Origin of the sequence: Microbulbifer bruguierae, from assembly GCF_029869925.1 — a bacterium.
In the GTDB taxonomy this organism is placed as follows: domain Bacteria; phylum Pseudomonadota; class Gammaproteobacteria; order Pseudomonadales; family Cellvibrionaceae; genus Microbulbifer; species Microbulbifer bruguierae.
Genome location: NZ_CP118605.1, coordinates 1,732,505 through 1,756,566 on the forward strand (window position 1 = coordinate 1,732,505; position 24,062 = coordinate 1,756,566).

The following is a 24,062-nucleotide window of genomic DNA, read 5'->3' on the forward strand; positions in this document are numbered from 1 at the left end:
AAAATCATTTCTCAATTTCCGAACAATGATTCAAACAATTTCCCATGTAATGGAATGTAATGGGATTTTATTCACAATAACAAAAACCTGAGTAGCCAACCTTCACCGTCACGTTAAAATAGTGCGACCGTTTGATAGTGCCTAACCGGTCACAGCCACTCATGGCATTTGGTCCAAGACATTCGTTAGACTGATTCACAGAATAAACCGGCAAATTAAACCCTGCCGATCAACGGGAACGACTGGAAGCTTCTACGGGCGGATCACTGTGTACAGGCAACGTCGCCAACACCCCTCTATCAATAACGTTAATTTTATCCGGAATTTGTACTACCTGATTTCCGATAGTTTTCTGCTTTATCCAGCACAGGAATTACCGTCATCATGACTGTAGACAATGGAAAGTCTGAACTGGTCTATCAAGGGCGTCGCGCCCAGCGCGCCGATAGCCGTCAACGCCGCAAAGCGATCCTTGAGGGCACATTGCGACTGATCGTAAAAGAAGGTATCCGCGGTATCCGCCACCGCGCAGTCGCCCGGGAAGCGGCAGTCCCCCTTGCCGCGACCACGTATTACTTCAAAGACCTGAATGATCTTATCAGCGACTCCTTTACCTATTTCGTAGAAAAGAATGTTATGGAGACCCGGCAACTGCAGGACGACAGTTTCGCCGCGGCCCGTCAGCTCACACCGGAACAGCTGGCCTCGGCTGCCGGCCGCCGCCAGCTGATTCAACAACTCACCCGCTTTGTCCTGAACCACATCCGCGCCCAGGCCAGTAGCCGCGACAACCGCATCATTGAACTTGCCTTCAAGAACGAGGCCCTGCGCAATGAACAGTTGACCAAGGCGGTGCGCATGGCCAACCAGGCCATTCAGAATCTGATCGTGGAATTCTTTGAATTGCTGCAGTTGGCCGATCCCCTCGCCGCTGCGCAGGTTGTACACGGCACTATCCTCAACCTCGAATTCCAGGTACTCAGTGGCGCAATCTCCATCGATTCGCCCCTGCTGGAGCGCTCGGTATCCATGATGATCAAAGGTATAATTCCGGCACAAGCAGAGACCCTGGCGCCGCAAATCCTGCCATCAAAAACGGCCTGACAGCCCCCAGCGGCGATCTTCTCCGCGCCTTCGCAGGCAGCTTAAAACTGCCTGCGACCTCTTCACTCCCCGACTGACTTCAGCTCACAGCAGAACTCCTCGAAGCCGCAATCTGCCGCGGCTGAAACGCAAAACCTTCCTTTCCGTCCCACAAGGGCTGGCGCAATTTACTCGGTATCCGCGGCACAAAATATTCGTGACTACAATGAGCGACTAGACTGATAGTGATAACACCGGATGTTTGAACGAGTGCCATGAATTCGCTTTCCCGCCAGGCTATTTTCTGCGTTCTGCTGATGCTGTTGGCCTTCGCCGCCTGCCAGCGAGACTCTGCAACCGCACACAATGACAAACAATCCGGTAAAGCTGCCGCGGAGCATACGGACCAGCAAAAGACGGCTCCGCCAACGCCCGCGGAAAAAGCGAAAGAAATGGAAGCAGCCGAAGAACAGACCAATACCGGACTGCGACCGGCCACCGCAAAAGACGTGCGCCCCGAAGCCAAATGGCCAGAAGAAACTAGCGGCGAGTACCCTATCAACGCCTACAACAATTACGTCGAAGCCGGCGACCTCGATGCGATTAAAAAGCAGGGGAAGCTGAGAATTCTCGTGGATATCGCCAATGTCGACTCCCTACACCGGGAAGCCACACAACAGGATATCGAACTGGAAGAAACCAAACGCATGGCCCGACACCTGGGGCTGGAACCGGTTGTGCTTTACGCAAACAATTTCGAGCAGCTGATCCCGCTATTAAATGCAGGAAAAGGAGACATCATCGCCAACAATATGGTGGTGAATGAATCACGCAAACAGGAAGTCGACTTCTCTATTCCCACAGCAAACACCCATTTTATTCTTGTCTCCAGAAACGATGAAAAGCCGGTTACCACTGTTGCCGACCTTCAGGGGAAATCCCTCGAGATTACAAAAGGTACAGCCTACGAGAGACTCGCTAAAGAATACGCAGAAAAGCACCTGGACCTGAAATACAAGGCAACGAAAAAGAACTATGTAGAGCTGGTGATCGATGTATCCGAAGGCAATTTGGACTTCACCGTCGTAGAGCAGCAGATTTATGAATTGGTATCACAGTTCAAGGATAACCTGCAAAAAAACTATGTATTTCCACAAGAATACGAAATGGCCTGGGCGGTAAGGAAAAATTCCCCACAACTACTCGCCGCCATCGACGACTTTGTCCGTCAAAGTAAACTTACCCGTTCGATACAGCGATCAGTAGGTGATCTTGACGAAATAAAAAGACGAGGCGCAATTCGAATACTGACCCGCAACCATCCGGGAACCTACTTCATGTGGAAAGGCCGAATCATGGGCTTCGAGTTCGAGCTCGCAGAAGCCTTCGCCAAGGAGTTGAATTTACGACTGGAAATTGTCGTCGCCCCCACCCATCAAGACCTTCAAACCATGTTGGAAAGTGGCAAGGCCGATATTGCCGCGAGCCTGCTGTCAATTACCGAGCGCCGACAAAATGAAGGCATGGCATTCGGCCCGCCATATATGCAGGAAAAGGTAGTGGTGGTCGGGCGCGATGATGACAAAATTGACAGCCTGAATGATCTTTCCGGGCGCACGATCCACGTGCGCAAATCCAGCAGCCAATACGACGTCGCCATGGAACTGAAGAAAAAAGTTCCCGACGTAAAAATTGAACTGGCTCCGGAAGATCTCAACATACAACAGATCATCGACTTGGTCGCAGAAAAGGAATACGACCTGACCATTGCCGATGACGTTTCCGTAAAGCTGGAACACGCATGGCGAAAAAATATTGATGAACTTATCGATCTCCATAAGGAAGATAACGTTTACGCGTGGATGTTGCGGGATAACAACCCCGAACTACTAAAAGCGGTAGACAAGTTTTTCGAAAAAAACAGCACCAAAAAACTGGAAAAAGTGCTCTACACCAAATATTTCGAAGCACCCAAGAAAACCCGCTCCGAGATCAATGAGCTCAATGCCAACGGCACCATTTCACCCTATGACAAGTTCGTGAAGAAATACGCCGAAAAATTTGATTTCGACTGGCGTCTCGTCGTAGCGCAAATGTTTCAGGAAAGTACGTTCAACCCCAGAGCAAAATCCTGGGTTGGCGCGCGTGGACTGATGCAGGTTATGCCGGATACCGGAAAGCAAGTGGGTGAAAAAAACCTGTTTGATCCCGAATCCAGCGTACGTGCAGGTATAAAGTATCTTGAATGGCTGCACCGAAAATTCGAGGATAAAGGCATCAGCCCGGAGAATATGATGTGGTTCACCCTCGCCTCCTACAACGCTGGGCTTGGGCACGTTTACGACGCCCAGGATCTGGCGGAGGAAAAAGGCTGGGACCGCAGGGTCTGGTTCGATAACGTGGAAAAGGCGATGCTGTTGTTATCGGAAAAGAAATATTACGAACAGGCACGCTATGGGTTCGCCCGCGGCCAAGAGCCCTACGACTATGTGCGCAAAATTCAGGCTCGCTTTCGTACCTACGTCGCGTTATTGGAAGACTATGAACGCAGGTCCGAGCTTGAAACCGGCAATGTCATGGATTTGTTTTTCCCGGATTACTTGCGTCCGAGGCAATGGGACTATCTTGCTGAACGTGTAAGCCCACCTCTTGTGAGTCCACCCCAGTTTGTGAGCAGCCAATAAAAAGCGGCGGTATAAAACCGCCGCCCTAAGTCAATTAAATTAGCTGCAATTTCCAGGTTCGGATGCAATCCAGTTTTTCAACAGTTCCACACCCTCGTCATGCACCAGACTACGACCAAGCTCCGGCATCATGGCGCCAGGATCTGTGGATTCCACGCGGAAATTCAGAATCGACTTCTCCGGACTGCCCGGCACTATCGCAAACAACCGATTGCCGGAACCTGTACCCGCAGCTACCGGCGGCTTACAGAAGCCCAGACGTCGCATATCCTGCTCACCGTGATGCAACATCAGCCCTGAAGTATCTGCCGCCCCGCTGGGGTTGTGGCAATGACCACAGTTGATATCCAGATAGGAGCGCGCCCGCTCAGATAGCGAGGAGCTTTCGTCCTGGTAGTCGACATTGTGTGGCACCGCTGCCAGCTCCGGTACACCACTCAGATACCCTACCTGCTGCCAGTAGAGTAGCTGGTTTTCACTGCCACCCTGATAGGCGTAATCCTTGTTGAGGTGTCGCGCGCGGGGACCGATGGGACGCACCGCCTTCTGGGTGTGATTGTCTGCATGGCATCCAGCACACTGGTTTGCGTCCGGTACGACGTAGGTAAATGCCTCTGTTGCACCATCTGCGCTGACCAGCTGCAAACGTCGTGCATCCCCGGCGATTTCCAGCAAGGCATCGGTCTGCTGCTCGTTCCAAACGTAGGGCAGGGCCTGCCAGCCATCCGCTCGCCGGACCAGAATCCGGGTCTCCAGCAGGGTCACCTTGCTGAGGTCGAGTCCGGAACCGGCAAAATCATTACTGTAGTCATCCGTACGCAGCACCTTTCCCTCTTCCCCTTTTGGGTAATAGAAGGTCTTGCTGATAATCGTGCCGACCGGATATTCGAAATCTTCTTCACCGTAGGCAGCACTGGTGCCTTCCGGCATCCATACGGTGCGCAGCTTGTGCGCATAATCGGTGAAAAGTGCGGTGTTGAGATCGTAAGGTACCACGCGCTCGTTAAGCGCCAGCTCACCGTCTATTGCTTCTACCACGTGCCAGGCACTGAGGCTGTCCGGTACGCTATCTTTTTCGTGGATTGTGACCTGGTCACGGGGTGCATCGCACCCCGCCAGTACCAGCGCCAATACAGTGCCCCCTAACCACTTGGGCAACAGCAGTTTACGCATCAGCTACCTCTTCCTCTGCCTTCTGCTCGTCCTGAGGCTGGTCAAATTCCAAAACGATCTGCGGCAGCTTTTTCAGGCTGCACTGGTGCGCGGAAATATCGGTGGTGATGTTCTTGTAGCCACCCTGAAGATCGACATTGATGATGCCCGCGCCTTCATTTTCGATACACAGCTTGAGTTCGTCCGGCAGTTTGCCATCCACCATTTTCGCGCTGTCGATCGCGCCATCCCACATGACGTCAGGCAGGCTGCCAGTCAGGCCGAATTTGGCAATTTTCAGCGCTTTCAGCTCCATATGATCCGGTGAGCCACCGCCACCGGTGAAGGTGTTGTCGTAGATGTAGATACCTTCCGGGTAGGGGTCAAAGTTTTCCTGGGTCGATTTGTCGGTGTAGTAACCGGCGGCAAAATAGCTGCTGACAATGACGTTGGCAGTGTCGTTATCGGAAATCTCGTTATTGAAAATTTCCACATAGTCATTGGAGTTGATCACCACCCCGGAACCTGCCGGCACCGCGGCAACCGGCGTGCCTTCGTGACCGAAGTTCTCGGTGTTGTTCTTGAACACCTTGTTGTCGTACACGCGGGTGCTGTGGCCAGGCTGCGGCAGGTTCGGCATATTGAATACCAGGATACCGCCAGTGTTGTTGGTGGCGATGTTGTCGTATACATCGGCACCAATGGTGTTTTCAATTTCGATACCAGCCACGTTGTACTCAGCGCGGTTGTTGCGCACGATCACATTGCGGGACTGTCCCACGTAGATACCCGCATCGGATGCACCAATAGCCACGGTGCCTTCTACCAGAGTATTTTCGGTCTGTACCGGATAAATACCGTAAGCGCCATTTTCAGTAGAGGGGCCATTGGTCCACTCCACGCGAATATCGCGAATGATAATGTTCTTGCCTTCGTTGACCTTGAGCGCGTCGCCAATGGTGTCCTCAATCGCCAGGTCTTCAATGGTGAAATCGCTGGCATTGACCAGCAGGCCCTCGGCCCCCTGAATCTGGTTTTTGAAGGAAAGAATGGTTTTGTCCATGCCCGCACCGCGGATGGTCACGCCGTCCACATTCAGGGACAGACTGCGATTCAGCTGAAAATGACCTTCAGGAATCTCGATCACATCTCCCGGCTGAGCCTGGATCAACTGTTTGAGCAGTTGTTTCTGGAAATCTGCGGAAGCGGGATTCACCGCCTCTGCGCTCTTCTGGCTGCCCGAATCCTGAGAACAGGCTGCCGCCAGTGCCGTCAGCAGTACTACACCCAATTTCGCTGGTGTTTTCATGAGATCTCCCGCAATCCTTTATTACTTTTGTTCGGTGTTGTGTCGGTGTTACTTGGGTATCGTTTCGATGTGATACCAACACCCTGTCCTGGTCTGGCATATATGAGCGGACTGACTTCCCCACTCCCACTCCACCCTTAACTGGTACGATTGTACCAATTAAGGGGCATAAAAAATGCGCCAAGCGACTGGCTGGATAGTATCCAATGCCTATGGAGCGAGCAACACGGAAAGGGGAACTCTGTCTCGTTTTAACCAGATAGATTTTGACCAGATGGTTCCCCGCACCAGGCCATATACCCACCCGGGCTAAATTCCCTGCGCCAAATATACGCAAAAGCCGCGCAGAGATACCTCCCAACGCGGCTTTCTAATCGTTGTGACCTAATCGTTGCGACCTAACCGTTATGACCCAACGCTATGACAGCCGCGTTCTGGCGAGTAACTTTCATAGCGGTGCAATAAAAGGGGTGGGATTGACCCCAGGGCTTCGGAATCAGTGTTGGAACACGGGTCCTGCAACCAGGCTCCAGAAAAGCACCGTACCCACCATCACCACAACGGCCATCACCAGACACACGGTAACTACCGCGCTGGCAAACAGAAAGCCGCGTTCTTCGGACACATTCATAACGATGGGAATACCCACGTACAGGAGGTAAACCGCGTAGGCTACCGCCACCATCGCCAGCAGTATATCCAGCCAGAGTACCGGATATAGACCGGCGGCGCCGGCAATAAAAATGGGAGTCGCGGTAAACCCGGCAATCACCATCCCCTTCATGGGGTGGGTTTTGGCACCGTAGGTTTTCGCCATCCAGTGAATGAAATAGCCCACCGCAACCACCGCCAGGATCATGGTGATATAAAACACCGCAACCAGCGAAAGGGCACTATCCGCTGTGAGTGTACGAACCTGGCCGCCGGTGCTGATGCTCCAGCCGATTTCCGTGGTACCGAAATACCAGCAGAGTGCCGGTACCAAGGCCAGAACGATCACGTAAGGAATCTGGCGGTTAAGCCCTTTTTCTGACAGTCCGGCAATTTCCTGCCACTGTCGGCGCGGCTGCACCATCAGGCCAAAGAGATGATTCAGCATTCCCAATCTCCTCACTCGCGAGGAACTCGCAGCTTTTGACTGCAAGGGAGAGCCTTAATATGGGAGTCACGAGTTACGGGGGACTCCCGTGTCTCAAATTGATCTGGATACTACTTGTCAAAGTGAGGGATAACGCCAAAGGCTATTCCCAAAGTTCCAGTTATTATTGTTGACGCGCATTTCTCGCACACCGGGTGCGAGCACCAACCCTGTACCCGATACCCGGCGGATTACGCAGGGACAGCATAGGACTCAAGGTGCCTTCTATTTGTAACACCTCGGTCATGCAAGTCAACGGATCTAGTAAATGTGGCGGAAATAAAAATGCGGCCGTTTCTCCAAGAAACAACCGCATTTTAGAGAGTGCTACCGAAACACTCGAAAGCCTTGCCGGAAGGCCTATGTCACCCGGTAACGCACAGCTCTGCCAGGTTTTTCGACATAAGTAACCAAAGACATCAGTAGCTCGCTACTTGCACCTTTTGCATCCAGCCATAGCGATCTTCGGCCCTGCCCTCCTGAATATCCAGTAACGCACGGCGCAACTGATCCGCGACCGGACCCGGTGCCTGTTTCAGCTTGTAGCGACTCTCGCCATCCCCCAGTTCACTGACAGGGCTGACAATCGCCGCGGTGCCGCAGGCAAACACTTCGCTACAGGTACCGGACGCCACCAGCGCCAGCAGGTCATCGATATCCATTTCCCGCTCGTGGACTTCGATCCCCTGGTCCCGCGCCAGGGTCAGCAGGGAGTCCCGGGTAACACCTTCAAGAATGGAACCGTTCAATGCAGGCGTATGCAAAGCGCCATCCATCACTGCGAAGAAATTCATACCCGACAACTCATCAATGGTGTGGCGGTTGCCGGGACTGAGCCAAAGGGACTGATCGTAACCGCGCTCCTTGAGGCGCGCGATACTAAGCAGGGAGGCTGCGTAATTCCCCCCAACCTTGCTATCTCCGGTTCCACCTACCGCAGCGCGACTGTCTTCCCGCTCAACCCACAGGCGCATATTTCCTGAATGGTAGGCTTCAGACGGGCTGGCAATGACGTAGAACTCGTACGCGCGACTGGCGGTAACAGAGAGATCAGGTTGAGTCCCCATAAGGAACGGGCGGATATATAGTGATTCGCCACTGTTGCCTGGAACCAGATTCGCACAGTAGGCCGCGATGGTACGTACGGCATCCATAAACAATGCTTCAGGTACCGGGGGCATACACAGGCGACGGGCAGAGTGGGCCATACGCGCAGCGTTGCGCTCCGGCCGGAACAGCGCCACATCGGCACCGCAGCGATAGGCTTTCAAACCTTCAAAGCAGGTCTGTGCGTAGTGCAATACTTTGGCCGCCGGATCCAGTGCCAACGGGCCGTATGGAAGCAGCTCACCATCGCTCCAGCGGCCGTCCTGATAGCGCGCGCGAAACATGACCGGAGCCATAACGGTACCGAACCCCAGGCGCTCGGGAATCTCGAATCCCCGCAGGCTGGCGATGGCTTCCGGTTGTATTTTTATGCTCACAAAGCTCTCCCACTGAAATTGCACAGTAATCATCAATTCAGCAAATTATGGCGCTGTTCCGCCATCTTTCCAAACATAGACGCCTACCACACCCAAATTAGTGCAATATCCAACATAAAAAAAAGACCAATTAAGGATGGAAGTTGCTCCCTCGATTGCAATCCCGATCTACACCGCTCGAGTATTCGTCAAAAATTCCCCCAACCAACCGTGCGCAACATTTTTCGCCCGGCGTTCGGAGTGACAGAACAACCGACAAACTAGCCTACTGCGATAGCTACAGAGAGCTTCCTTCCGACAGAATACTCGGCCCAATGGCCGCCCTGAAATTTTTGGCACCGGCTTTTTTGAGTCCAACGATATATTTCCCTCCCCCCGTGGTCTGACTGCCAGACTGTTGAAATCCCCTGATTGAACTGTCTGATCCGTGCTCGGGCCGGCTGCGTCACAAAACGTTCAGCGTAATAACGCACTGACGCTCAAGCCCACCCGCAGAGGAAGGCGGCGAAAATTCGTTAGCTATACTCAGAAATACATGGACGGCGCTTGCCAAATGCAAGGGAAACCACTGCCAATCTCTTGGTAATAAGTTCCCGCAACGTCGAAATCCAGTATCGAAAATGACTACAACAATGACGACAACCGGGGAAACCGGCAGGAAAGTGAACGAACCACACATCAGGGAGAGAGATTCCGCAGAGCTTGGGTTGCGACAGCCGCGATTGCGCCTGCTCAACACTCATCGGCTCAATGCTGAAATCCGTGCTCGTCAGCGGACATTTTTGTATCGCCGACGGGAAAGGCACAACATGGAATGGAAGTGGTTCAACTGTGACACAGACAGAATCCAGCAAGGTATTTGCTATCGGCTTGATGTTTACAGCCTCAGCTCTGCTGTGTGGCGCTGTTACGGCGGAGGAAGACCCCGCCCCGGACAATGCCAAGGCTCCTCCGGCCGCTTACATAGAGGCCGCCTCCAAGCCTCTGGAAAAACCCAAACGACAGCTCCGCCCCTCGCAAGCAGCGGATGAATATCGCCAACGCATCGAAGATCTGGAAGCGGAACACGGTGCCTACGGAGCCGGTATCGACGAACAACTGATGGGTTTGGGCAGCGCCCTGCAAAGGGCCGGTGCACACGAGGAAGCCATTTCCCAGTTTCGGCGGGCAATGCTGATCAATCGCGTAAATGAAGGGCTTTACTCCCTGAACCAGGTGCCCATGGTCGAGCGCATGATCGAAAGCCAGCTCGTGCTGAATCAATGGGAAGACGTGAACGATAACCAGGAATACCTGTTCTGGCTACATGCGAAAAATTTCGGCGAAAAAGATCCGCGCATGCTGCCAATCATCAATCAGCTGAGCAGCTGGCACCTGCAGGCGTATGTCGATGAAAAAGGGGCGACCCTGTTCGAGCATTTGATCAACGCCACCAACATGTACCAGCTCGCGGTGGATATTATTTCACAGAACTTTGGCGCCAACGATTTGCGTCTGGTAGAAGCGCTGCGCGGACTCAAGGCCACCAATTATTATCTGGCCACTTATAAAGGTGAACCCGAGGAAGCGGTAGTGGTCAACGCCAGTTTCGGCAACACCAATACCGCACCCGACCGGCGCGCACAACTGGATCACTACCGCATGAACAGTTTCAGTTCAGGCAAAACAGCGATCACCAAAATCATGGATGTTTACCAGAAGAATCCCGCCTCGCCCCCAGCGGCCTCCGCCAAGGCCAAAGTCGAACTCGGCGACTGGTACATGATGTTCAACAAGTGGCACTCGGCGCGGGAAACATACGGTGAAGCCTATCAGGCCCTGTGGGATAACGGCGCGACCAATCAGGAGATTGACGATATTTTTGGTCACCCCGCTGCGCTGCCGTCGCTGCCATTACTGGACGAAGACCGTGAAGCGCTGAGCAATTCCTACGTGACGGTTTCTTACGATGTCACAGCCTTTGGCAAGGCCCGTAATATCCAGATTCTCAGCGCACAACCCGAAGACAAGGTCAGCATTCGGTCGCGCGTACGCAATGTGCTCAAACGGGCCAAATTTCGCCCGCGCTTTGAAAATGGTGAACCGGTGGACACCACGGGAATTGTGCAGCGGTTTGTATTTGATTGAAAAAACAGTTGTTCGACTGATGTAACGCAGTGAAAAGGAAGTTGACCTGACAACGGGAGTAAAACTGGCAGTAAAAAATTCTGCCCGTTAAACCCCGACGAAGGAAAACTGTCGAACAGAGCAAGGAGCAAAACGGGCTGAAGCGAAATCGCTGCAGCCCGTAAACGCATCAGGAGAAAACAAATGACATTAAGGAAGTTCGCACAACGCTTTACCCTGGCCGCGGACGGAAGTCGCAGATGGGACTGGAAAACTCTGGCCTCGATGGCGGTTCTCGCGGCAGTGATCAGCGGCTGTAAAAGCCAGCAGACTCAGCAGCAGCCCCCGGCACAACCGCAGCAATCACAGTCGAGCTCATCCAGTTCTTCGCAGTCGCAATCTCAGTCACAATCACAGTCGCAATCGTCCAGCTCGTCGCGCAGTCAGTCACAATCGAGTCCATCCACGGCCAGTAGCATGCCGTCGCCCAGCTCACCCACTAGCAGTAGCAGCCCGAGCATGTCGACCTCCAGCAGCGCGCAGCCGAACACCTCATTCCCGAGTATCGAATCCGGAAGCGAGTCGAGCCAGCAGAGCAGCACTGCCTCCCGCAGTGGCGAGGAATCACAATCCCAACGTTCGCGCTCATCCAACAGCAGCGCACAAGAGCCGGGCGCCCGCAGCACTGCATCCAGTCAGGTATACAATGATTCCGATCGCCCCCCGGAAGACTCCCGCATGCCGCCGGACCCTTCCTCCAACAGTGAGGGAGAACCACCGGACGATATCGACTTTTCCGAAGAACAACAAACCGCCAGCAGCAGCGCCTCATCCAGTTCATCCAGCAGTTCTTCATCGAGCAGCTCATCTTCCAGCAGTGCAAGTGCCTCCAGCAGTGCGCCGAGCAGCTCCTCCGCCAGTAATTCATCGGCGAGTGCCCAGCAAAGCGCTTCTGCCAGCGGTGGACCTTCCGGTGGCGGCGCACCGGCTAGCGCGTCCAGTGCCGGTAGCCCTGCCAGCGGAAGTAGCGGTGCCCCTAACGAGGCGCCGATGACGTCGGCCGAGCGGGTAGCAGAGCTTGAGGGGCGCTTCGAATCCACCATGGCCACCTATGACGGCATGATCCTGCGTGAACGGGACTATGTGCGTAATCGCCCGGCGTCAGCAGAAGATGAAGAAGCCGCGGACGACGTGCCGCCGGGAGAATCCCTGGAAGACCTGATCCAGTCTGCGGAAGCGGAACTGCCTGCACCGCCCGCCGGTGGCGCGGGTGGAGAAGAAGGAGGTGGCCCGGAACAGAACAATTCCAGTGGCCAGGCGACCGGCCCGGGATTACCGACCAAAGGACGCAAAGGCGAGTTCGATCACAGCGGCAGCGCAGTCGTAGTCCCGGAAAATGTACCACCCGGTGACGATGACGACGTGGTTGCACGCCAGATCCGCGAAGCCGCCATGCGTGAAAGCGACCCGGAACTGCAGGAAAAACTCTGGGAAGAGTACCGCAAATATAAAAAGTCTCAGAAGTGAACTCTTGAGCGAATATGCAATGATCAGGGAGAGTCGTCCTATGTTTTTCTCTTACGCACGCGCAACCCTGTGCAGCCTGATACTGGGGCTTGTGACCCTGGCGGGATGCACTACCACCGAAGTTCGCACCACCGCCTACACGCCACTGACGGTGGAAGATGACACCATTACGGAAAACCGGCTGCTGGATGTCGGGATTGTGCAGTTCAATACCGGGCTGGACACGGAAGAGGAACCGGAAGAAGACGAACTGGTGTTCCCTGAACTGCGCCGCGCCGAATCCCGGTATATCGCCGTTACTCTCGCGGATGCACTGCAGTCCAGTCAGGGCTGGGGCGCGGTGCGGGTAATCCCCAGTGAGCGCACCAATATCGATGTCACCGTGAGCGGGACCATCGTGCAATCCGATGGCGAGACCCTTACCGTGGACGTGACCGTCACAGACTCACGGGGACAGGTCTGGTTTACCAAGCAATATACCGAACAGGCTTCCCACTACGCCTATGACCGCAAGCATCCCACCGAAGGCGATGCGTTTCAGGGAATCTACAATCGTGTTTCCAATGACATGCTGATCTATCGCCAGCAGCTATCTGATCAGTACATCGCGGAATTGCGCACCATTTCCGAGATCAAGTTCGCGCAAAGCTTTTCCCCCACGGCATTCGAACGCTATCTGGTGCAGGACAAAAGCGGCATCTACCAGCTGACCGCGCTGCCCGCGGACAACGACCCCATGCTGATGCGTGTACGCCAGATTCGCGAACGCGATTACCTGTTCGTGGATACCCTGCAGGGGTACTACGACACCTTCGTAAAAACCATGGAAACGCCCTATCAGGAGTGGCGCGCCATGAGCTACGAGGAAGTCAAGGAAATGCGCGAACTGAAGCGCAAAGCCCGTAACAACACCATCATGGGTGTCGCCGCCATCGTCGGCGGAATTGCCGCCGCCGGGGCCGGTGGCGGTGCCGCACGCCAGGCGGGACATGTTGCGGTCGCCGGCGGTGGCTACCTGGTTAAAAGCGGCTTCGACCGCCGCTCTGAAGCCAAGATGCATATTGAAGCGCTGCAGGAACTGGGCGACTCCATGGAAGCGGAAGTGGAACCCCGTATCGTCGAGCTGGAAGATCGCACAGTTACCCTTTCCGGCTCGGTGGAAAACCAGTACCAGCAGTGGCGCGAGCTGCTGAAAGAGATTTACCAGGCGGAAACCGGCGGCCTGCGGGATATCTGACTTCTGGAAAATGGGGAAGCACCACTCCCGTGTTCCACACTGAGAGCCGGCACCCTATCTGGGTGCCGGCAATTCGACAATAACAGCGCAGCCCTGCGAAACAATCATGCAACACCGCGATTCATCGTCAGAAGACCAAAAATTTATTCAGCCTGCGGACTTTTCCTTCGGTGGGGATGCACATTCTCCCGCCGCTGGAAGCGCAAGCTATTCAGGGAACAGAGAAAGCACCCGACAACCCGGCAAGCTGCTGCCGTTAATAATCGGCACAGGGCTAATCGCGGGTCTGGTCGGTGTATTCTGGGGGCTGCCGCAGGTAATAGAAAAACCCGACATTCAAACGGTTACCACGGCAACGAAAACAGATTCTCCAACCTCCGCCAAAAAAATACAGGAATCGCCATTCACCGACGCGGAAATTGCGCAGCAACGACGGGATGTACAACAGGTACTGCAGGAGATTCTGCAATTGCAGGAAGAGCTTCTGGAGCGCAAAGTCGAGACCTGGGCGGCAGAGGAATACTTTAGCGCGCGGACTTTGGCGGAAGATGCGGATGCTGTTTATCGCCAGCGCAAATTCATGCAGGCACTTGAGCAGTACCGATTGGCGCTGACCGGTATGCAGCGGTTGCGCGACAGTATCCCCGAGCGCATCGAGCAACATATTGCGGCGGGCAACTCAGCTCTGGATTCCGGCGACACGGTCGCCGCGCAAAAATCTTTCGAGCTGGTTTTAACCATTTCCGAGAATCACCCCCGGGGCGTCAAAGGAAAACAACGCGCTGAATTACTGCCCCAGGTCTGGCCACATGTTACTGCCGGCACGGAGGCATTCACGGACCTGGCACTGGACAAAGCCAAATCAGAACTGGAACAGGCACTTGCCATTGATGGCGATACACAACCTGCAAAGACCCTTCTTCCCAAGGTCATCGCCGCGATTCTGGAGCGGGATTACAGTGAGGCCATGTCTTCGGGATATTCTGCTATTGGCGCCGGCGAATTTGACCGTGCCAGAACCTTTTTTGGCAAGGCCCAAAAACTGAAACCCGATGCAACGGATCCCGGTGTCGGCATCAGGCAAGCCGAAAACGGCATCGCACAGGCGCGAATCGACCGCCTGTTCGCCGGTGCGGCGCAGAATGAGCGGGACGAACAGTGGCACAAGGCCGCCGAGAAATACCGCAAACTAATCGATGAAGACAACAGTCTGGTAGAAGCGCTTACGGGAAAAGCCCGCTCAGAAGCCCGCGCCAAACTGGACGACCAGCTACAGGACCTGCTCGCCAACCCACTGGATCTCGGCCAGAGTAAACGCAACCAGTATGCGCGCAAGGTACTTGCCGATGCCCGCGCCCTGAAAGCGGACACACCGAGACTCAACGGGCAGGTAGAGCAACTGGAAAATGCACTGACCAAGTCACTGATTCCGATTACGGTTTTGTTGCAATCCGATGCCAGCACCAATGTGACCATTTATCACGTGGGTCAGCTGGGAAATTTTTCCGAACGTGAAATTGCCCTGAAGCCCGGTCGCTATACAGCCGTGGGCACACGCCAGGGCTATCGCGATGTGCGCAGGGAATTTGTCGTCGAACCCTCCGGCGAACCCACTACCGTCACCATCCAGTGCGCAGAAAAAATCTACAGCGCCAATAATTCCTGACCAAGGAAACCCATTGACCTGGGGCAGTTCAAAACAGCACTGGATTTTTTTCGCAGTGCAGCTGCCCGCTGGTTTGGCATACGTTCATGCCTGACTCCCCAACCACGGATTCCTGCCGCCTTTTCAGTGCTTTCGCTGCGTTTTTTTCTGTGGACAAAATTGTCGTCCCAGTATCGGTAACACATCGAAAACAACGCCAAAAGCGTCAGCACTCAGGCTGCAGTCGCGGAAGCGAGCTAAGCTGAAATGCGCGGCTAAACTTCGCGTATCAACCCGAAAAGGACACGGGATTGCGCCAACAGCCGCTGCGGGAAAAATTAATAAATACGCAGTAACAGGACGCCATAAATGACAGCCAAGGAAGCGGTACCCGTTCGCGATTACGAGCCTGCCCATGAGGATGCCTCCGTCATCCTGCCTATCGGGTTTACCCCCGCACCAGTTTCCACTGGCGGCAGAAAGCTGTTACTTACCCCCAGGGCAATTGCCGTGACCAGCTGTCTGTTTCTGGGGGCCGTGCTACTGGTGTATTTACTGGTTGCCCGCTCCCTGATTTTTGAAACAACGCCCAGCGACGCGGACGTCTCCGTCAGCGGGTTTGCCCTGCCTCTCGGGGATGGCCACCTGGTGTTGCCCGGCCACTACAGTTATACCGTTAGCGCGACCGGATATCTCCCCCAGAGCGGCGACGTGGAAGTAAGCCGTGACAGCAACAGCCGTCACGCCGTGAAGCTGGAACGTTTACCCGGGCACCTGCAAGTTATCGCCGAGCCGCGGGTGCCGGTACGGATTCTGGTGAATGGCACGGAAGTGGAAAGTGCCGATGGCCTGGCAAATTCCATCCCCGCCGGGCGCAAGCGCATCACCATACTGAGTGAACGCTACTTGCCGTTCAGCAAGGAAATCGAGATCGAAGGCCTGGACAATACCCAGACCCTGACCGCCAGCCTGCGTCCTGCCTGGGCCAATATTTACATCACCAGTAACCCTCCAGGAGCGACCGTGAGTGTCGAGGGTACTGTCCTCGGCACCACACCACTCACTGCAGAGCTGGTTCAGGGCGACCGCGTTGTGGATATCTCCCTGCCCCAGTACAAAACCGTGCAGCTACCAGTGCCGGTAACTGCCGGAGTGGATCAGACCCTCACCACCGTGGATCTGGCTGCCGCCGACGGCACCCTTCGAGTCGTCAGCACACCTCCCGGTGCCAGTGTCACGGTTGACGGTGAATATCGCGGGCAAACCCCCATGGATCTGGAACTCGCTTCCAACAGCCGCCACCAATTGCGTTTTTTCATGGACGGATACAACACGGTCGAACGCGCCGTAGATGTAAATGCCGGTGACCTGCGGGATATGTCCGTAACGCTCACTGCCGTGTTTGGCCAGGTTTCCATTTCCAGCAGTCCGTCGGATGCCCAGGTATTCATCGACGGTAAACTCGCCGGTGTCGCGGGACAGACTTTTACTCTTCCCACCCGCAGTCACAACATCACCGTGCGCAAGCAGGGCTATGAGGATTACCAGACCACCATAGTGCCGTCCAGTAAACTCAAGCAGAGTGTGCGTGCGGTTTTGCTCACCGGTGAGCAGTCGCGCTGGAGTAATGTGCCCGCGGAAATTACCCACGGTGCTGGCGGCAAGATGCTGCTGATGCGACCCGATGCACAGTTCACCATGGGCTCCTCCCGTCGCGAGCAAGGACGTCGCGCCAATGAAGTGCTGCGTAAAATTTCTCTCACGCGACCTTTTTATGTCGGGGTTACCGAAGTCACCAATCGCGAATACCGGCGCTTCCAGCGCATGCATAGTTCCAGCCACGCCAATGGAGTCAGTCTCGACAACGACAACCTGCCGGTAGTAAACGTCAGCTGGAACGATGCCGCACTTTTCTGCAATTGGCTGAGCGCCCGCGACGGTCTCAAAGAGGTCTACCGTGCCGAGCGTGGACGTGTCGTTGGATTTGATAGCAATGCCAATGGCTACCGCCTGCTCACCGAAGCGGAATGGGCCTGGGCAGCGCGCTACGAGCGCGGCAGCATGCGTAAATTCCCCTGGGGTGACTCTTTGCCAGTCGGCAAAAATTCCGGCAATTACGCCGATACCAGCGCCGGCCAGATAGTGCCTGCGGTGTTGCGGACCTATACCGATCGCTACGCCGCAACGGCACCGGTCGCCAGCTATAACGCCAATCAATTCGGTCTCTATGACTTTGGCGGCAATGTTTCCGAATGGATTCACGATCTCTACACCATCGGTACCGGCCTTTCGCTCAAGCTGGAAGAAAATCCCGTGGGGCCCAAGGACGGCGACTATCACGTGGTGCGCGGATCCAGCTGGAAGCACGCCGGACTCACAGAACTGCGCTTGTCCTACCGCGACTATGGCGCCGAGGCCCGCGACGATATCGGTTTCAGACTGGCACGCTGGGTGGATTGAATATTCGCAAACCAACAATCCTTGACGGGATATAGGAGGCACGGGTTATGGGATGGAGCAGAGTAATCACCTGCGCACTGCTGATCGGCCTGTGTTCCGCAGTAGTTACCGCACAACAGGCTGCAGAAGACGGCCAGCAGCAGGAAAGCGTCAAGGAATCTGACGAAGTGACCGCAAAGCCGGTTTCTGTGACCGACAAACAAACCAGTAGCGAAAAACCGCAGAAGAAAATCAAAGCACAGAGTGCGGAAAGTGCCGATAGCTACGAGGCATCGGAAGAAATATCCGAAGACAACACGGTCTCTTTCCCGGTGGATATCTGACAGCAAGTGCACACAAGAGCGCCTGGAATCAAGGCGAGAATTACAGCAGAACAGCGGCGTAAGTAATACCAGGGCCAGCAGCGCAACGTACGGCCCACAAATAAGCGGGACACCCCATGAAATTCAAATCTTCAGATTTTATCTTCCAGTTATTTGCCCTGCTCGGGGCCGTCATTCTGGTACATGCCATCTACGTCTCCATGATCCGTCCGAATGCAGATGCGCTGATCGAGGAGCAACTGGCCCGCGAGGCCGCCGGGGAAACCTATGTCCAGCAACGCTCCATGTATATCGTATTGCGCGACTACGAACAGGAGGCCTGTTTCGTCCTGATGTTGTGGGCCATGGCCATTATGGCGTTCAAGGCCCGCCGTAGTATCCGCGAGCGCAAACTACTGGATCAGGCGCTGCTGAATGTCAGTGAGGGCACCCCCATTCTGCCGGAAGACGCGCGGGACCTTTCGCGACCGATCCAGGCCCTGCCAGACGATGAGCGCAATTTCCTGCTACCGCGCGCACTGCTTACTGCGCTGCAGCGCTTCGGTTCCACTCGCAACGTGGCCGCGGTTTCCAACTCGGTAAAAGAAATATGTGATACCGAAGGCGACAGACTCGACAGCGAACTGGCCATGGTGCGATACATCACCTGGGCCATTCCCTCCATCGGATTTATCGGTACTGTACGGGGGATCGGCGAAGCACTGGCACAGGCGCACAAAGCAGTGGAAGGTGATATCGCCGGTGTAACCGTCAGCCTCGGGGTTGCCTTCAACTCCACGTTCGTGGCGCTGGTGATCAGCATCGTCATTATGTTTTTTACCCACCAGCTGCAATTGATGCAGGAACGCCTGGTACTGGATGCACAGAATTACTGCGACAACAAATTGCTGCGTTTTTTGAAAGTCAGCTGAACAGACGCTGACAGCAAACGCCTGCGGACACCCGGAATTTAGACAGGAGCTCCCATGAGCAAAGGTGTACTGGAAATCAACGACTGCGGCCTGCGTGTTTTCGACGGATCCAACGAGGTACTTGAAAGCCCGGGGGTAGCGATTATCAACCGCCAGGAAATACTCACCGGTACCGGCGCCCTGATGCGCGCACGCAACCACCCCACCCAGGTCAACCACCAGTTCTGGCGGCGTCTCAGCCTGGAGTCCGTCAAGTCTGAAAACCCGGGCTGCCGACATCACGCGGACCTCGCCTACTGCCACCTTAAACACATCGCAGAACTGTGCGATTTACCGGATGAAATTGCCCTTGCAGTACCGGGCAATTTCACCCGCGAGCAGCTGGCGCTGCTGTTGGGTATCGTCAAGGAAAGCCCGTTCAATACGGCGTCCTTGGTCGATTCTGCCACCGCCTGCCTGGGCAGTTGTGCCCCGCGGGGTGTACACCTGCACGTCGAGTTACACCGCCACCAGACCCTGGTCAGCCGGATTGAGGTCAATGAACATGCGGTACTGGATATTGCAGAGACCGTAAATGAAGCCGGCCTGCAACATTTCCAGGAAGCCTGGGCACGAATATTTACCGATGCCTTCATCATGCAATGCCGCTTCGATCCCCTGCATTCCGCGGAAGCGGAACAACAGCTTTACGACATGCTGCCACAGTGGATTGCCAAAGCCATGCGCCAGGGTGAGGTGATGGCGGAACTGGACGACCGCACCGCAAAAGTCAGCCTGCGGCAACTGCAGGACGCCAGCACGCCGATTCTGTCTCGGGTGCGGGCGATGATCGAAAATCTGGGAGAAACCAGCAGCGTGGTATTTGTCTCTCATCGTTGGGCCGAAATCCCCGGCGGCGCGCAACTGGCGGAACGTATTCACCTGCTGCCCCACAATGCCGTGGCGCAGGCGGTGGAACAGCGCTGGCAGGAAATCCACAGTGACAGTGGCAACTTGCGTCTGGTCACCAGCCTGACAGCCGCGCCCGCGGGAAGCGTTGCCATCCAGATCAATATCACCACTGAGTCCGCCGCCACCCACCTGCTGCACGGCCACCGTGCACTGGCCGCCCAACAGCCGCTGTTTGTAAGCTGGCAGGAAGGCAAGCTGCGGGTAACCCCCACCCCGCCCAGTCACCCTGCGGCCACCATCACCAATCACGCGGGGCGCCTGGCCCTGCGCGTCGATGCGGGTGCGCAACTGATGCTCAACGGCGAGGAGATCGCCGCTCCGGTCAATCTCAATGCCGGCGACCGCATCGGCGCAGCAAACTTCGATGATGTCATCACTGCGATCAGCGTGGAGCATTATGGCGCGTAAGAAAAGGCGGTTTACTGCTTTCAGCCTGTCGTTCCTGGACATCATGTCCTGTGGCTTCGGCGCCGTGGCCCTGATCTTTCTGATCATCAAACACGGTTCCGACCACGACATCAAAGCTGAAAATCAGGATCTGGCGGCGGAGGTCAATCTGCTGCAGGAAGAGGTCGAGTTTGGTCGCGAACATATGGTGCTGGCACGCAACACCCTGGATTCCACCAGCGACGAACTCGCCAAAACTCAGGGACTGGCCCGCCGAATCATCGAGCAGATTGAAGAGATCAAAGGCAATATCGCCGAAATCGACAGCAGCACCGATGAAACAGATATTGCCCGGCTGCAGGAAAAACTGAAAAAACTAGAGCAGGCCAAAAAACAGCTGGAGGATGAAAACAAAAAACTCGGCAACAACGTGCGCAAGTTCGTCGGCGATGGCGATCGCCAATACCTAACCGGCCTGCGCCTTGGAGGCGACCGGACTCTGATCCTGCTGGATTCGTCCGCCAGTATGCTGGCTGATGAGCTGATCAAAGTTATCCGCACCCGGAACATGTCCGATGCGGTAAAACGCGATACAGAGAAATGGCGCCGCGCCAAACAGACGGTGTCCTGGCTGGTGTCGCAGTTCCCCCAGGACAGTCAGTACCAGATCTACACTTTCAATACCGGGTTTCGCGCAGCCATCGTCGGCACCGAAGATCGCTGGCTGAATGTTGACGATCGCGACCAGATGGACGATGCCATCAAGGCGCTGGATTCCGTAGTACCGCAAAATGGCACCAGCCTGGAGCGAATTTTCACGGCGATAAACAGCATGTCACCGCTACCGGACAACATCATTCTGATCACCGACGGGCTGCCGACCCAGGGTATGAATGCGCCGCGCGGTAATACCATTTCCGGAAAGGAACGCGTGAAACTGTTCCGCGACGCTATCGACGTGTTACCCAAGAGTGTCCCGGTCAATGTCATTCTGGCCCCCATGGAAGGCGACTATCACGCGGCCAGTGAGTACTGGCGCCTGGCCATGGACACCCAGGGTTCCTTTCTTGCACCGTCCAAGGATTGGCCATGAGTAGAAAACGTAACAAACGACAACAGGAAGAATTCAGTATTTCCTTTCTGGATGTCATCTGCTGTGGCTTCGGCGCCATTGTTCTGCTGTTGATGATTGCCAAAACCGTGCAGCCGATTGTGCTCGAAGAAGCCGAGGTCGATCTCGACGGCCAGGTTCAGGAACTGCAGGAGCAACTGGCCGAAATCCGTGGTGAAACCACAATCCTAAACCGCGATCTCAACGCAAAAAAAGAACAGCTGGATATAGAAACCAAACGCATTGCCAAGCTCAAGGGAGAACTGGAAACCCTGCAGACCCTCTACGCCAGGAAAACCGAGGGCGAGAGTGAAGAAGGAAAAATCAAAGGCGAGCTTACCATCGCCCTGCAGACCATGACCGATGAAATGAAGCGGCTACTGGGGGAAAACTACCAGCGCAAAAACAATGTTATCGGCGGCATTCCCGTGGACAGCGAATACATCCTGTTCATCATCGACACCTCAGGCAGTATGTTCAATTACGGCTGGGATCGGATGATGCAAGAGATGGTAAACACCCTGAATCTTTACCCGAATGTAAAAGGCATTCAGGTGATGAACGATATGGGTGACTACATGTTCTCCAACTATCGCAACAAGTGGATCCCCGACACGCCTGGCCGGCGCACCGCGGTACTGGAGCGCCTGCGTTCCTGGAACCCATTCAGTAACTCCAGCCCGGTCGAGGGCATCCAGAAAGCGGTGCGCACCTTTTACGATCCCAACAAAAAAATCAGTATTTATGTATTTGGCGACGAATTTACCGGCAAATCCATCCGCAACGTAATGATGGCTGTAGACCGAGTCAACGCTCAGCGGGGTGAAAATTCCCGTATGGTGCGCATACATGCGATCGGTTTACCCATCCAGTTCTCGCGTCCTATGCACCTGCAGAAAACCGGGATTGATTTTGCCGCACTGATGCGCGAACTGACCTACAAAAATGGCGGAACCTTTGTCGGACTGAATGATTTCCGCTAGGAAAAACAAGGAATCGGGGTGAGAGAAGCCCGGGAGTAATGCATGAATCGCTTGTTAAATGGAATTGGCGCGATCGAAAAGGTACTTGGACACAATGCCCTACGTTGTTTATCAATGTGTTGTGTTCTTCTGCTCGCGGCCTGCTCCCATACGGTCTCGGTCGACGGTCACTTTCCCCAGCCCATTGGCGACCAGCACCCCCTTACCGTTGGGGTTTACCTCAGTGAAGATTTCCGAAAATTCACTTACAGCGAAAACCGCGATGATCGGGATGAGTGGAATATCAATACCGGACGTGCGCAGAAAAACCTGTTTGAGACAGTTCTCGGCTCCATGTTCAAGGAAACCATCAGCCTTGCCCAGTATCCTTCGGATCTACCCAGTGATGTCGACCTGGTGATTGTGCCCGAAGTACGCGAACTGCAGTTCACCATGCCCCGGGAAACCCGCGTGAACATTTTCGAAGTGTGGATCAAATACGATATGCACGCCTACAACCAGCAGGGTGATGCCGTCGCCCAGTGGGTGATTACCGCTTATGGCAAGACGCCGACGGCGTTCCTGAAGTCCCAGGAGGCCGCCCTCGCTCAAGCCATCAATGTCGCCCTGCGGGACGCCGGTGCCACCCTGTACACCGGGTTTGAACGAGTACCGGAGTTACAGGCATTCATCACCAGTAAACAGCGGGCCCTGTCCATGCAGACCGACGAGAGTGAATAGCCGATATCTGAAAATCCTGTTTCAGTTTCCACACCGTTTGCTCGACCCAACAAGGATCAAGGATCAAGGATTTACGAATCCACGGAGTATGTAGCGATGAAGTTCCTGAGCACTTTTTTTTCAGTAATGATACTGAGCTTATTAGGCAGTGGCTGCACCACCGTCGTCATCGATGAGTATCGACGCAGTAGTGGTGAACTGGCGCTGGGAGACTCGGTGGTGATTCTGGGTCGGCGTCATTCCAGTGAATACGAAACCGAGCCAGACCTGATCGACTGCGTGGGCAAGACGTTGCACAACCCCAAAGCAGGGATGAACATCATACCCGAGCAGCAGTTTGTGGACGCCCTCTACCCCTGGTTTGAGCCGCGTACCGCGCCCATGCATATCAAATCCCTCGACAAGCTGATGGATATTCCCGAAGTGCGCGATCGCATGGAGAAATACGGTGTGAAATACATCGTCTGGATTGATGGCTCCACCGAGACCACTTCCAGTGCAGGTTCAATCGGCTGCTCCATTGGCACGGCCGGTGCCGGCTGCTTCGGCTTCGGCACCTGGGACAAGGAATCCGATTACGAGGCCTCGGTGTGGGATTTCCGCGACCAGGAACTATCCGGAAAAATCAGCGCCGATGCCCAGGGTACGTCCTATATGCCGGCGATCGTGGTACCTATCCCGCTGATCGCCCGGGTACAGAGCAACGCCTGTAAAGGAATGGCGGCGCAGCTGCAGGAATTCTTACTCCCGCCACAATCTGCCAGCCGCTAAACCGCGCAGGGTTGTGGCAGGTACCGGACGCAGGACACCGGGGTATTTTAACGCGAGGCTTTATGCCCCGACCTGTTCAC

Annotated in this window: 20 protein-coding genes; 14 read left to right on the top strand and 6 right to left on the bottom strand. The window is 55.0% G+C overall.

All coding sequences use genetic code 11. The annotated features are described in order from the left end of the window. Positions 1-384 precede the first annotated feature (384 nt). Together PVT68_RS07450 and PVT68_RS07455 are read left to right on the top strand one after the other, a co-directional pair. Positions 385-1,104 (top strand): TetR/AcrR family transcriptional regulator, encoded by a 720-nt coding sequence (locus tag PVT68_RS07450; RefSeq protein ID WP_280322080.1) that lies wholly within the window; start codon positions 385-387, stop codon positions 1,102-1,104. A 254-nt stretch (positions 1,105-1,358) separates the two neighbouring features. Further along, positions 1,359-3,767 carry an MltF family protein gene (locus PVT68_RS07455; protein WP_280322081.1) on the top strand — a complete coding sequence of 803 codons (2,409 nt, stop codon included), beginning with the start codon at positions 1,359-1,361 and terminating at the stop codon, positions 3,765-3,767. Between the two features lie 39 nt (positions 3,768-3,806). Here the strand turns inward: PVT68_RS07455 and PVT68_RS07460 are convergent, their stop codons facing one another. The 4 genes from PVT68_RS07460 to PVT68_RS07475 form a co-directional block, all read right to left on the bottom strand. Next, positions 3,807-4,940: an SO2930 family diheme c-type cytochrome gene (locus tag PVT68_RS07460; RefSeq protein WP_280322082.1), complete on the bottom strand. Its 1,134-nt coding sequence runs from the start codon at positions 4,938-4,940 to the stop codon at positions 3,807-3,809. Further along, complete coding sequence (locus PVT68_RS07465) at positions 4,933-6,228, bottom strand: parallel beta-helix domain-containing protein (protein ID WP_280322083.1); 1,296 nt, start codon at positions 6,226-6,228, stop codon at positions 4,933-4,935. The genes PVT68_RS07460 and PVT68_RS07465 overlap by 8 nt, the downstream gene beginning before the upstream one ends. A 496-nt stretch (positions 6,229-6,724) precedes the next feature. Next, positions 6,725-7,327: a Yip1 family protein gene (locus PVT68_RS07470; protein WP_280322084.1), complete on the bottom strand. Its 603-nt coding sequence runs from the start codon at positions 7,325-7,327 to the stop codon at positions 6,725-6,727. Positions 7,328-7,785: 458 nt separating this feature from the next. Next, entirely contained in the window at positions 7,786-8,850 is a 1,065-nt protein-coding gene (locus PVT68_RS07475) for a branched-chain amino acid aminotransferase (RefSeq protein WP_280322085.1), read from the bottom strand. 831 nt (positions 8,851-9,681) lie between these two features. On the opposite strand from PVT68_RS07475, the gene PVT68_RS07480 reads away from it, so the two are divergent. Next, the gene (locus tag PVT68_RS07480) at positions 9,682-10,977 is read left to right on the top strand and encodes a hypothetical protein (protein ID WP_280322086.1); all 1,296 of its coding nucleotides are present in this window, start codon (positions 9,682-9,684) and stop codon (positions 10,975-10,977) included. Positions 10,978-11,399: 422 nt separating this feature from the next. Here PVT68_RS07480 and PVT68_RS07485 read toward each other — a convergent pair whose 3' ends face one another. Together PVT68_RS07485 and PVT68_RS07490 are read right to left on the bottom strand one after the other, a co-directional pair. Continuing rightward, positions 11,400-11,642, bottom strand: coding sequence for a hypothetical protein (locus PVT68_RS07485; protein WP_280322087.1), 243 nt, complete (start codon positions 11,640-11,642; stop codon positions 11,400-11,402). 9 nt (positions 11,643-11,651) lie between these two features. Continuing rightward, on the bottom strand, positions 11,652-12,056 hold the full coding sequence (locus tag PVT68_RS07490; RefSeq protein WP_280322088.1) for a hypothetical protein: 405 nt from the start codon (positions 12,054-12,056) through the stop codon (positions 11,652-11,654). A 1-nt stretch (position 12,057) separates the two neighbouring features. Here PVT68_RS07490 and PVT68_RS07495 point away from each other — a divergent pair, with 1 nt between their 5' ends. The 11 genes from PVT68_RS07495 (at position 12,058) to PVT68_RS07545 (ending at position 23,982) form a co-directional block, all read left to right on the top strand. Further along, on the top strand, positions 12,058-12,483 hold the full coding sequence (locus tag PVT68_RS07495) for a hypothetical protein (protein ID WP_280322089.1): 426 nt from the start codon (positions 12,058-12,060) through the stop codon (positions 12,481-12,483). 40 nt (positions 12,484-12,523) lie between these two features. After that, positions 12,524-13,720, top strand: a complete 1,197-nt coding sequence (locus PVT68_RS07500) for a hypothetical protein (RefSeq protein ID WP_280322090.1) — start codon at positions 12,524-12,526, stop codon at positions 13,718-13,720. 106 nt (positions 13,721-13,826) lie between these two features. Next, a complete protein-coding gene (locus PVT68_RS07505; protein ID WP_280322091.1) occupies positions 13,827-15,386 on the top strand; it encodes a tetratricopeptide repeat protein in 1,560 nt (519 codons plus the stop codon). A 348-nt stretch (positions 15,387-15,734) separates the two neighbouring features. Then, the gene (locus tag PVT68_RS07510; protein ID WP_280322092.1) at positions 15,735-17,825 is read left to right on the top strand and encodes a PEGA domain-containing protein; all 2,091 of its coding nucleotides are present in this window, start codon (positions 15,735-15,737) and stop codon (positions 17,823-17,825) included. 47 nt (positions 17,826-17,872) lie between these two features. Next, positions 17,873-18,148: a hypothetical protein gene (locus PVT68_RS07515; RefSeq protein ID WP_280322093.1), complete on the top strand. Its 276-nt coding sequence runs from the start codon at positions 17,873-17,875 to the stop codon at positions 18,146-18,148. A gap of 116 nt (positions 18,149-18,264) precedes the next feature. Continuing rightward, entirely contained in the window at positions 18,265-19,059 is a 795-nt protein-coding gene (locus tag PVT68_RS07520; RefSeq protein WP_280322094.1) for a MotA/TolQ/ExbB proton channel family protein, read from the top strand. 54 nt (positions 19,060-19,113) lie between these two features. After that, on the top strand, positions 19,114-20,418 hold the full coding sequence (locus PVT68_RS07525) for a hypothetical protein (protein WP_280322095.1): 1,305 nt from the start codon (positions 19,114-19,116) through the stop codon (positions 20,416-20,418). Continuing rightward, a complete protein-coding gene (locus PVT68_RS07530) occupies positions 20,408-21,490 on the top strand; it encodes a vWA domain-containing protein (protein WP_280322096.1) in 1,083 nt (360 codons plus the stop codon). The genes PVT68_RS07525 and PVT68_RS07530 overlap by 11 nt, the downstream gene beginning before the upstream one ends. Further along, on the top strand, positions 21,487-22,491 hold the full coding sequence (locus PVT68_RS07535) for a vWA domain-containing protein (protein ID WP_280322097.1): 1,005 nt from the start codon (positions 21,487-21,489) through the stop codon (positions 22,489-22,491). The genes PVT68_RS07530 and PVT68_RS07535 overlap by 4 nt, the downstream gene beginning before the upstream one ends. A gap of 42 nt (positions 22,492-22,533) precedes the next feature. After that, positions 22,534-23,211, top strand: a complete 678-nt coding sequence (locus PVT68_RS07540) for a hypothetical protein (RefSeq protein WP_280322099.1) — start codon at positions 22,534-22,536, stop codon at positions 23,209-23,211. Between the two features lie 96 nt (positions 23,212-23,307). After that, the gene (locus tag PVT68_RS07545) at positions 23,308-23,982 is read left to right on the top strand and encodes a hypothetical protein (protein WP_280322101.1); all 675 of its coding nucleotides are present in this window, start codon (positions 23,308-23,310) and stop codon (positions 23,980-23,982) included. Positions 23,983-24,062: the final 80 nt, after the last annotated feature.

Coding starts and splice junctions, on each gene's coding strand:
- PVT68_RS07450 (WP_280322080.1), top strand. CDS start 385: ATGACTGTAGACAATGGAAAGTCTGAACTGGTCTATCAAGGGCGTCGC.
- PVT68_RS07455 (WP_280322081.1), top strand. CDS start 1,359: ATGAATTCGCTTTCCCGCCAGGCTATTTTCTGCGTTCTGCTGATGCTG.
- PVT68_RS07460 (WP_280322082.1), bottom strand. CDS start 4,940: ATGCGTAAACTGCTGTTGCCCAAGTGGTTAGGGGGCACTGTATTGGCG.
- PVT68_RS07465 (WP_280322083.1), bottom strand. CDS start 6,228: ATGAAAACACCAGCGAAATTGGGTGTAGTACTGCTGACGGCACTGGCG.
- PVT68_RS07470 (WP_280322084.1), bottom strand. CDS start 7,327: ATGCTGAATCATCTCTTTGGCCTGATGGTGCAGCCGCGCCGACAGTGG.
- PVT68_RS07495 (WP_280322089.1), top strand. CDS start 12,058: ATGGCCACCTATGACGGCATGATCCTGCGTGAACGGGACTATGTGCGT.
- PVT68_RS07500 (WP_280322090.1), top strand. CDS start 12,524: ATGTTTTTCTCTTACGCACGCGCAACCCTGTGCAGCCTGATACTGGGG.
- PVT68_RS07505 (WP_280322091.1), top strand. CDS start 13,827: ATGCAACACCGCGATTCATCGTCAGAAGACCAAAAATTTATTCAGCCT.
- PVT68_RS07510 (WP_280322092.1), top strand. CDS start 15,735: ATGACAGCCAAGGAAGCGGTACCCGTTCGCGATTACGAGCCTGCCCAT.
- PVT68_RS07515 (WP_280322093.1), top strand. CDS start 17,873: ATGGGATGGAGCAGAGTAATCACCTGCGCACTGCTGATCGGCCTGTGT.
- PVT68_RS07520 (WP_280322094.1), top strand. CDS start 18,265: ATGAAATTCAAATCTTCAGATTTTATCTTCCAGTTATTTGCCCTGCTC.
- PVT68_RS07525 (WP_280322095.1), top strand. CDS start 19,114: ATGAGCAAAGGTGTACTGGAAATCAACGACTGCGGCCTGCGTGTTTTC.
- PVT68_RS07530 (WP_280322096.1), top strand. CDS start 20,408: ATGGCGCGTAAGAAAAGGCGGTTTACTGCTTTCAGCCTGTCGTTCCTG.
- PVT68_RS07535 (WP_280322097.1), top strand. CDS start 21,487: ATGAGTAGAAAACGTAACAAACGACAACAGGAAGAATTCAGTATTTCC.
- PVT68_RS07540 (WP_280322099.1), top strand. CDS start 22,534: ATGAATCGCTTGTTAAATGGAATTGGCGCGATCGAAAAGGTACTTGGA.
- PVT68_RS07545 (WP_280322101.1), top strand. CDS start 23,308: ATGAAGTTCCTGAGCACTTTTTTTTCAGTAATGATACTGAGCTTATTA.